Source organism: Methylobacter psychrophilus (genome assembly GCF_025583945.1).
In the GTDB taxonomy this organism is placed as follows: Bacteria; Pseudomonadota; Gammaproteobacteria; order Methylococcales; family Methylomonadaceae; genus Methylobacter_C; species Methylobacter_C psychrophilus.
On record NZ_JAOEGU010000022.1, the window covers coordinates 55,086 to 64,452 of the forward strand.

The window sequence follows — 9,367 nt, forward strand, 5'->3', positions numbered from 1 at the left end:
ATGGCAGCAGTATCCATGCGTCAAATGCTTGAAGCGGGTGTTCACTTTGGACACCAAACTCGTTATTGGAATCCAAAAATGGCAACATATTTGTTTGGATCACGTAACAAAATCCATATCATCGATTTGGAAAAAACGCTTCCAATGTTCAATGACGCAATGAATTATCTGAGTCAGATGACAGCAAACAAAGGTACTATTTTGTTTGTTGGTACTAAAAAAGCAGCACGTAAAGTTGTTGCCGAAGAAGCCAAGCGTTGCGGCATGCCCTACGTTAATCATCGCTGGTTAGGCGGTATGATGACCAACTTCAAAACTATCAAGAAATCGATTAACCGTCTTAAGGAACTGGAAGCAATGAAAGCTGACGGTACGCTTTATCAACGTTTCGGTAAAAAAGAAGCGTTAGGTATGGAGCGTGAACTGGAAAAACTTGAGCGTAGTCTTGGTGGTATCAAGGATATGAAGGGCGTTCCTGACGTTATTTTCGTATTGGATGTCGGTTATGAAAAGAATGCCATTAGCGAAGCAAAAAAATTAGGTATTCCGGTTGTTGGTATTGTTGATTCCAACAATTCACCTGAACTAATTGATTATGTTATTCCAGGTAATGACGACTCAATTCGCGCTGTCAAGCTCTATTGTGAAAGCGTTTCTGCAATAGTGCTGGACGCCAAAACAGCCGGTTTAGGCTTGTCAGCCAAGGCCGATGATTTTATTGAAGAAGCAGCGGCAGAATAACTAATCTTTATATTTATACAGGTTTTCTGTGTAAGTAAAAAGTTGGATTAGGCCAAAAAACGCCTCCTTACGGGGGCGTTTTTACAGTGACGATATTTTGAGGAAACACAAGCATGAGTATTACTATCAGTGCAGTAATGGTTAAAGAACTGCGTGAAAGAACAGGCTCCGGTATGATGGAGTGTAAAAGAGCATTAGTTGAAGCTAATGGTGACATGGACTTGGCTATTGAAAATATGCGTAAATCCGGTTTGGCAAAAGCTGATAAAAAATCAGGTCGTATTGCGGCTGAAGGTATTATTGGCGTTAAAGTTAGTGATAGCGGAAAATCGGTAGCGATTGTCGATATAAACTGTGAAACTGATTTCGTTGCCAAAGCAGATGATTTCGTTGGTTTTGTTAACAGCGTAACCGTTGCTTTGTTGAATGCCGGAAACATTGAGTCAGAAGAACAATTGTTGGCAATGCCGTTGGAAGATGGCGTTACTGTTGACGAAATGCGCCGTGGCTTGATTTCAACATTGGGCGAAAACATTACTATCAGACGTTTTGAAAAATTTGAAACCGCTGAAGGTGGCACTTCGTGTTATTTACATGGCAGTAAAATTGGCGTAATTGTTGAATTAGCCGTAGCAGACCAAGAATTAGGCAAAGATATTGCCATGCATATTGCGGCCAGCAAGCCACATTATGTTTCTGAAGATCAAGTGCCGGTTGATACTATCGAAAAAGAAAAAGAAATTTTCTTGGCGCAACAAGAAGAAAAAATCAAAGGTAAACCAGCAGAAATTGTGGCAAAAATGGTTACCGGTCGGGTTGGTAAATTTTTGGCAGAAGTGACCTTGTTAGGCCAGCCTTTTATTAAAGACGACAAAATGACTATCGCTCAATTGGTGTCATCAAAAGGCAACAAAGCTATTCGTTTCATTCGTTTTGAAGTGGGTGAAGGCATAGAGAAAAAAGAAGAAAACTTTGCTGAAGAAGTAATGGCGCAAGTTAGAGGCAATTAAGAATGATCTGGTTGAATTGCCTTTTTTTGGCAGTTCAACATAAGTGACTATGACTGTTGGCTCATGATAATCAACCTACTAAACTGACCCCCGATACTACTATGACTAAACCGATTTGCCAGAGAATTATGCTTAAGTTAAGTGGTGAGGCTTTAATGAGTGAGACAGGCGGTAGTATTGATGCCGATATAGTTAAACGACTAGCTACTGAAATAAAAGAATTATGCGAGGTTGGTATTCAGGTTGGTCTGGTTATCGGTGGCGGCAATATATTGCGTGGTGCTGAAAAAGCTGCTGAAGGTCTCGATAGGGTGACCAGTGACCAAATGGGCATGTTGGCTACGGTCATCAATGCTTTGGCCATGCAGGATGCACTGGAAGCTCACGGTCAGCAGGTCAGGGTTATGTCGGCGCTTAAAATTAATCAGGTCTGTGAAGATTATATTCGCCGTCGTGCGGTCAGGCATTTAGAAAAAGGTCGCGTGGTTATATTTGCTGCCGGTACCGGTAATCCTTTTTTCACGACTGATTCGGCTGCAAGCCTTCGAGCGATTGAAATCAATGCCGGGTTAATGATTAAAGCCACTAAAGTTAAAGGTGTATATTCAGCAGATCCCGAGAAGGTTAAGGATGCTGTATTTTATTCACGCTTAACCTATGACGAAGCATTGGATCAGCGTCTTAATGTTATGGATACTACTGCATTGGTATTATGCCGTGATAATAATGTACCGATGCGTGTTATGAATATTTTTGAGCAAGGTGCTGTCATGAGATTAATGATGGGCGAAGAGATTGGATCTCTTATTGAACGAGGAACAGAGTTATGATTAGTGATATTCAACAGGGTGCTGCAACCCGTATGGGTAAAAGCATTGAAGCGTTAAAGCATGAGTTCTCAAAAATCAGGACAGGCAGGGCTCACCCCAGTTTGTTGGAACAAATTAGTGTTTCCTATTATGGTACAGAATCGGCGCTATCCCAAGTTGCCAATATTGCCGTTGAAGATGCGCGAACACTAACGATCACGCCATGGGAAAAAGGCATGGTACAGGCGATTGAGAAAGCCATATTAAAGTCTGACCTTGGCTTGAATCCATCGACCAACGGTATGACTATTCGTATTCCATTACCGCCACTGACTGAAGAACGTCGTCGTGGCTTGGTTAAAGTGGTTAAGCATGAATCAGAAAATGGTCGTGTTTCAATCAGAAATATTCGTCGTGATGCAAATTCAGAAATAAAAGAAGCTTTAAAGGAAAAAATGATTTCTGAAGATGAGGCACGAGCAGCTGAAGAAAAAATTCAAAAGTTAACTGACCAGTATGTCAAAGAAGTAGAAAAATTACTGGAAGCAAAAGAGGCTGATCTATTATCTATTTAATAGAGATACAATAATGCCTACTGATAATCGTAATATTTTAGAATCCGACAACAATAACAATAATCCTCGTCATATTGCCATTATTATGGATGGTAACGGCAGATGGGCACAAAACAGGTTTATGCCCAGGGCTGTTGGCCATCAGGCCGGCGTTAAAGCAGTCAGGAAAATTGTCGAGTATTGCGCTAATCACAAGATTGAAGTCTTAACCTTATTTGCTTTTAGCAGTGAAAACTGGCGCAGGCCGGCAGCAGAAGTTGCACTCCTGATGACACTTTTTATAGCAACCTTGCAAAGAGAAATTAACAAGCTGGATCGTAATAATATTCGCTTGCGGTTTATTGGGGATAGAACGGCATTTTCTGATAAGTTGCAGCAAAAAATGGCCGAAGGAGAGGAGCAAACCAAAGGGAATACTGATTTAACGGTAGTTGTCGCAGCCAATTATGGTGGCCATTGGGATATGTGTCAGGCATTCCAGAAAGTGGTAGAAAAAATGGCTACTGGAGAGCTGGAAAACCAGGTAATTAGTGAGCAACTCATCAATCAGCATTTATCAACGGCTGATCTGCCAGATCCTGATCTTTTTATAAGAACAGGTGGTGAACAACGTGTGAGCAACTTTATGTTGTGGCAGTTAGCCTATACAGAATTATACTTTACAACAACTCTCTGGCCTGATTTTGACCAGAATTCACTTGAAGATGCTATCAAGAGCTTTAAAAGTCGGCAACGGCGCTTTGGTCATACCAGTGAGCAAGTTCTTAATAAATCAATCACTTTATAACTTCAATCAAATAGCTTACAAAAATGTTACTACAGCGAATTATAACGGCATTAGTCCTTGCCTTCCTGATTGCATTGGCCGTGTTTACATTGCCAACGGAAAGTCTGTCATTCAATTTTTCATTGGTAATAGGTCTTATCACCCTTTTAGGCGCATGGGAATGGAGTCATCTTGCAGGCGTTACTTCGCCGGTTAAGCGGGGTTTATTTTTGTTGGCGCTGATTTTGCCAATGTTAGGTCTGCATTTTTGGACGCAAATTCTTGAGATGATTGCTCAAGCAACTGATTGGCCTGATGTCAGGGACTATTCAGGTGCGCTGGAATGGCTGGTGATTCCACCGGTTTTATTCTGGATATTGGTGATGATATTAATCAGGAATACACCAACAGGCGTATTAAATTTAAAATTGAATGGTCGCTATAAGGTCTTGATTGGCTGGTTTATTTTATTATCAGCCTGGCTGTTTTTATCCCGATTAAGAAGTTTTTATGGTCCACAGATGACCATGTATTTTTTAATTCTGATTTGGGCTGCAGACATTTCAGCGTATTTTGTCGGCAAAAAATGGGGTTCCACCAAGTTGGCCCCTGAAATTAGTCCGGGAAAAACTGTAGCGGGAATGTATGGAGCATTAATTGCCGCTGCTGTTTGTGCGGCAATTTTTATTGGCTATTATGGCTATCGTGATGGCTTTATGTGGTCAAGGATATTCGATTTTGTATTGTTATCGGTATTGACTGTGTTGGTTTCGATTTATGGTGACCTGTTTATCAGCGTGGTAAAACGCCAGTGTGGTGCAAAAGATAGCGGTACATTATTACCGGGTCACGGTGGTATTTTGGACAGAATTGACAGTATGATTGCTGCTGTTCCGTTTTTTTATGCCGGCATAGTGCTTATCGGGCTTGATTCATGAAAGGCATATGCATACTTGGTGCGACCGGTTCCATTGGTGTTAGTACGCTGGACGTCGTTACCAGACACCCCGATCTTTATCGTGTAGTTGCTTTAACAGCTAACAAGAATATTGACTTGCTTTATGAGCAATGTATTGAACATCATCCTGACTATGTTGTGGTTGTTGATGAAGATAAGGCGCTGGCATTTACAGAACAGCTAAAAAACTCGCCTATCGCTGATATTAACGTGTTATCAGGTGCCAAGTCACTGGAGTTTGTTGCCACACTCGATAACGTTGATTCAGTGATGGCGGCAATTGTTGGGGCGGCGGGATTGTTGCCCAGTTTGGCAGCAGCCAAAGCCGGTAAAATAATTTTATTGGCCAATAAAGAAGCCTTGGTGATGTCTGGTGCTATATTTATGCAAGCCGTTGCCGAATCGGGTGCGCAATTGTTGCCTATCGATAGCGAACACAATGCTATTTTTCAATGTATGCCGGCAGGTTATAAATCCGGCATGCAAGCCAAACAGGCCAGACGTATTTTATTGACCGCTTCAGGCGGACCATTTCGTGAAATGCCCATCGCTGACATGGCTAATGTAACGCCCGATCAAGCCGTTGCTCATCCTAATTGGGATATGGGCAGAAAGATTTCGGTTGATTCTGCAACCATGATGAATAAAGGCCTGGAAATGATTGAAGCCTGTATTTTATTCGCCATGACACCGGAGCAAATACAAGTTGTGATTCATCCGCAAAGCATTATCCATTCAATGGTTGATTATGTTGACGGCACTGTATTGGCGCAAATGGGTAATCCTGATATGCGAGTGCCTATCGCTTATTCAATGGCTTGGCCCGAGCGTTTTGATTCGGGTGTTGAACCTTTAAATATTTTTGATGTTCGTCGGATGGATTTTCAAGAGCCCAATCTGGAGCGATTCCCTTGTTTACGTCTGGCTTATGAAGCGATTAACAAAGGCGGAATTATCCCGACCGTTTTAAATGCCGCCAATGAAATAGCGGTTGACGCCTTCTTGAATGAGCAGGTACGTTTTACCGATATACCCGTTATTATCGAACGCTGTATGGCAAAGTTTGAAGCCAAACCTGCCAGTACACTTGAGATTATCCTGGAAGCAGATCAACAGGCCAGATTGGTATCCAAACAAATTATTACCGAGCTTACTCATTAATGGAATTACTGCATACGCTGTTCTTTTTCGTCGTTGCCATTGGTATTCTGGTTTCATTTCATGAATTTGGACATTTTTGGGTAGCGCGCAAAGTTGGCGTAAAAGTACTGCGATTTTCTGTTGGTTTTGGCAAGGTTTTATGGTCTTATCAGAAAAATCCTGAGTCCACAGAGTATGTTTTATCAGCCATTCCACTTGGCGGCTATGTCAAAATGGTCGATGAGCGGGAAGGCGAAGTTAAAAAAGAAGACTTGGCGTTGGCTTTTAACCGCCAGTCTTTAGCGGCCAGAACGGCAATAGTTGCCGCCGGGCCGATTTTTAATCTGATGCTGGCTGTAGTGTTGTTTTGGAGTGTACTGGTTATTGGTGAAACCGGTATAAAGCCGATACTCGGAGCGGTAAGTCAGGGTACATTAGCGGCTACAGCAGGTTTTGTAGAAGGCGACCAGATCCTTTCAGTCAATGATAAATTGACACCAACCTGGACAGAAGCGATGGGCGTCATCATCGCCTCTGCACTCGATGGCGATCAGGATATTAACGTTACCGTAAAAAATTTTGATGATCAGCAAAACGTCAGAATATTAAAAATTGCTGAAGGCGATACCCAAAATCCTGACGTTTTGTACAAACAATTGGGTTTTAAGCCGTGGTCACCTACCTTAAAGCCGGTTATAGGTAAGGTACTTCCTGATAGTGCCGCCTTGGCAGCCGGTTTGCGACAAGGTGATCTGATTATCAGTGCTGACGGCAAAGCGATGAAGGATTGGATGCAATGGGTAGACACGGTAAAAAATCGCCCCGGTGTTGCCATTAATCTGCTCATAGAACGTGATGATGTTCAATTACCTCTCATCATTACCCCTAAAAGTGTGCAAGTTGAACAGAAAACTGAAGGCAAGATTGGTGCGTCAGTTTTTGTTCCGGAAGATCTGATAAAGTCAGTGACAGTCGAATATGCCTTGTCGCCATTTCAAGCCATGCCGGTTGCGCTTGATACGACTTGGTATTATGCCTCTGCAACGTTAAAAATGATGGGCAGAATGCTGATTGGTAAAGCCTCGGTAGAAAACCTGAGCGGGCCTATCAGTATTGCCCAATATGCGGGACAATCTGCCGAAATGGGACTGGTACATTTCTTAAAGTTTATGGCACTGGTTAGCGTCAGTTTAGGCGTCCTTAATTTGTTGCCGGTTCCGGTGCTTGATGGTGGTCATTTATTGTTTTTTGGCCTTGAAGCTCTTAAAGGCAAACCTGTTTCAGAAAAAATACAACTCTTCTTTCAGCAAGTCGGTATTGCTTTGCTCATGTCGTTAATGGCATTGGCGGTGGTTCTTGATGTGCAACGATTATTTAATTAACAAATACCGCTCCATTAAATAGATAGTAAGACAGCTTTTGCAAGGGCGTTTTTGCAAGTTAGCTTACGCTTTTTAGCCTTTAAAAAATCCAATCCTGTAAATACGAGAAAACTATGAGAAAAGTTATTAATATTGCCGCGTTAGCATTATTGGGTCTGGCATTATCTACCGCTAATGCTGATGAGGCCGCCATTAGAGCTTCAATGACGAAGTCTATGCCCGCAGTAAAAATTGATTCCGTTAAGCCTTCTGAAGTTAAAGGGCTTTATGAAGTTGTCGTTGGCGCCAATATTTTTTATGTGTCTGAAGATGGAAAATATTTGCTACAAGGACGCTTGGTTGATGTGGCGGCCCGCAAAGATTTAACAGAAGCTAAATTAAATGGCACCCGAAAACTGGCCATTGAAAAAATCGGTGTGGCTAATATGATCGTATTTAAACCTAAAGTTTCTAAATATACGGTGACCATTTTTACCGATATAGATTGTGGCTACTGTCGTAAACTCCATTCAGAAATGGATCAGTATTTGGCGCAAGGCATTACCATTCAATACCTGTTTTTCCCACGCTCAGGTAAAGATACCGAGTCTTACACCAAAGCTGTATCAGTTTGGTGTGCCGATGATCGCAATGCTGCGTTAACCGCTGCCAAAAAAGACCAAAAAATACCGGCTAAAACCTGTGATAACCCTATTGATGAACATATGCAGTTAGGTGCCGATTTTGACGTGAAAGGCACGCCGATGATTATCTCAGAAAGTGGCAATATCTATCCGGGTTATTTACCAGCCAAACAACTGGTTGAAGCACTGGAAAGCGAAAAAGATCCGAAATAAAGCGATGTAAATCAATCGATTCTAATCGCTTTTTTTGTCATCCTTCATAAAAGCCCTAAAGTAGTTGATACTTTTTTGATCACAATAAAAGCTAATAATATTTGTCGGGTTAGGCGCTAGCCGTAACCCGACACATTCGCGCAAAATGTTGGGTTACGCTATCGCTAACCCCCGACTGATATCGAATATATAACGTTAACTCGTAAGATGGGTAGAGCGAAAGCGAAACCCATCGCTTGGGTAAACGGCCATGATGGGTTTCGGCTATCGCCTCTACCCATTCTACGACGCTGAGAGTTTCAGGGGAATCCCTAAAAGTTATTGGCTATCTATGAGAGTTTTTGGGAGTATCGGCAGAGTGATTCAATAATCCCAATGGTTAATTGGTGATTTCCTGCTATTTTTAGTCATTCCATTAGAGTATGCCGACAATCCCTTAAAGTTATTAGCCACTACGAATCACTATAAGCATTCGTACCATAAGACGCAGGCATTACCCTGAAAGACGCGGGGATTGTCCTGAAAGATACGAGGATATTCCTGAAAGATAGCAGGATTGTCTTGCAAGGCGTAACTTCACTATTGGCAGAAAAACAACTCAAATTAAAAGCTAATCCCCCAGAAAATAACTTTAAGAAAACCGTCTAACAGGCATAAATCTCTGCCAATACTTCCTTAATCTGCTCCCATTGATCTTTATTATTATCGGGAAATTATCTTGCGTCTCCCTAAGATTAATGACTGCGGCCAAGCTGCATAAGGATCACTGAGGTTATCATAATAATCTATAGCTTAATCAATAGACGATGCTTTATCCATACCGGATCGCTAAAAATTACCTTTTATTTTTTAAAAAATTAAACTCGATGTGTTAAAGAGAACCGATAGGGTGTCAGGATTTTTTACACTTTGTGTGTTTTAAGTTAGGTGAATTATTTTTTCATTAGACTGAAACGACTTACTTGTGGTGCGTATTAGCCTGGATAAGTTATAAATAAGCTGCTTTTAGGCGTTAATATTAATAATTACTGAAAATAAATTATAGCTGAAGATCAAAAAAATTGTAAAAAGGTGTCAGGTTTTTTTACACAATTCTTAAAATTATAAATATTTTTGAAAAATAAATAATATAACTAGCTGAATTATATAT

General features: G+C 41.3%; 9 protein-coding genes. All 9 read left to right on the plus strand.

The window, feature by feature from the left end; all coding sequences use genetic code 11:
- The 9 genes from rpsB to N7974_RS11870 all read left to right on the plus strand — a co-directional run bounded on the left by rpsB (position 1) and on the right by N7974_RS11870 (position 8,217).
- The gene (gene rpsB / locus N7974_RS11830) at positions 1-741 is read left to right on the plus strand and encodes a 30S ribosomal protein S2 (RefSeq protein WP_243219220.1); all 741 of its coding nucleotides are present in this window, start codon (positions 1-3) and stop codon (positions 739-741) included.
- Positions 742-854: 113 nt separating this feature from the next.
- Positions 855-1,751: a translation elongation factor Ts gene (gene tsf / locus N7974_RS11835; RefSeq protein ID WP_262965814.1), complete on the plus strand. Its 897-nt coding sequence runs from the start codon at positions 855-857 to the stop codon at positions 1,749-1,751.
- A 101-nt stretch (positions 1,752-1,852) separates the two neighbouring features.
- On the plus strand, positions 1,853-2,581 hold the full coding sequence (gene pyrH / locus N7974_RS11840) for a UMP kinase (RefSeq protein ID WP_262965815.1): 729 nt from the start codon (positions 1,853-1,855) through the stop codon (positions 2,579-2,581).
- A complete protein-coding gene (gene frr / locus N7974_RS11845) occupies positions 2,578-3,135 on the plus strand; it encodes a ribosome recycling factor (RefSeq protein WP_262965816.1) in 558 nt (185 codons plus the stop codon). The genes pyrH and frr overlap by 4 nt, the downstream gene beginning before the upstream one ends.
- A gap of 13 nt (positions 3,136-3,148) precedes the next feature.
- Complete coding sequence (locus N7974_RS11850; protein WP_262965817.1) at positions 3,149-3,922, plus strand: isoprenyl transferase; 774 nt, start codon at positions 3,149-3,151, stop codon at positions 3,920-3,922.
- A gap of 23 nt (positions 3,923-3,945) precedes the next feature.
- A complete protein-coding gene (locus N7974_RS11855) occupies positions 3,946-4,839 on the plus strand; it encodes a phosphatidate cytidylyltransferase (protein ID WP_262965818.1) in 894 nt (297 codons plus the stop codon).
- The gene (ispC, locus tag N7974_RS11860) at positions 4,836-6,020 is read left to right on the plus strand and encodes a 1-deoxy-D-xylulose-5-phosphate reductoisomerase (RefSeq protein WP_262965819.1); all 1,185 of its coding nucleotides are present in this window, start codon (positions 4,836-4,838) and stop codon (positions 6,018-6,020) included. The genes N7974_RS11855 and ispC overlap by 4 nt, the downstream gene beginning before the upstream one ends.
- Positions 6,020-7,381, plus strand: a complete 1,362-nt coding sequence (rseP, locus tag N7974_RS11865) for an RIP metalloprotease RseP (protein WP_262965820.1) — start codon at positions 6,020-6,022, stop codon at positions 7,379-7,381. Before ispC ends, rseP begins: the two co-directional genes overlap by 1 nt.
- Before the next feature lie 113 nt (positions 7,382-7,494).
- Positions 7,495-8,217 (plus strand): DsbC family protein, encoded by a 723-nt coding sequence (locus N7974_RS11870; protein ID WP_262965821.1) that lies wholly within the window; start codon positions 7,495-7,497, stop codon positions 8,215-8,217.
- Positions 8,218-9,367 lie beyond the last annotated feature (1,150 nt).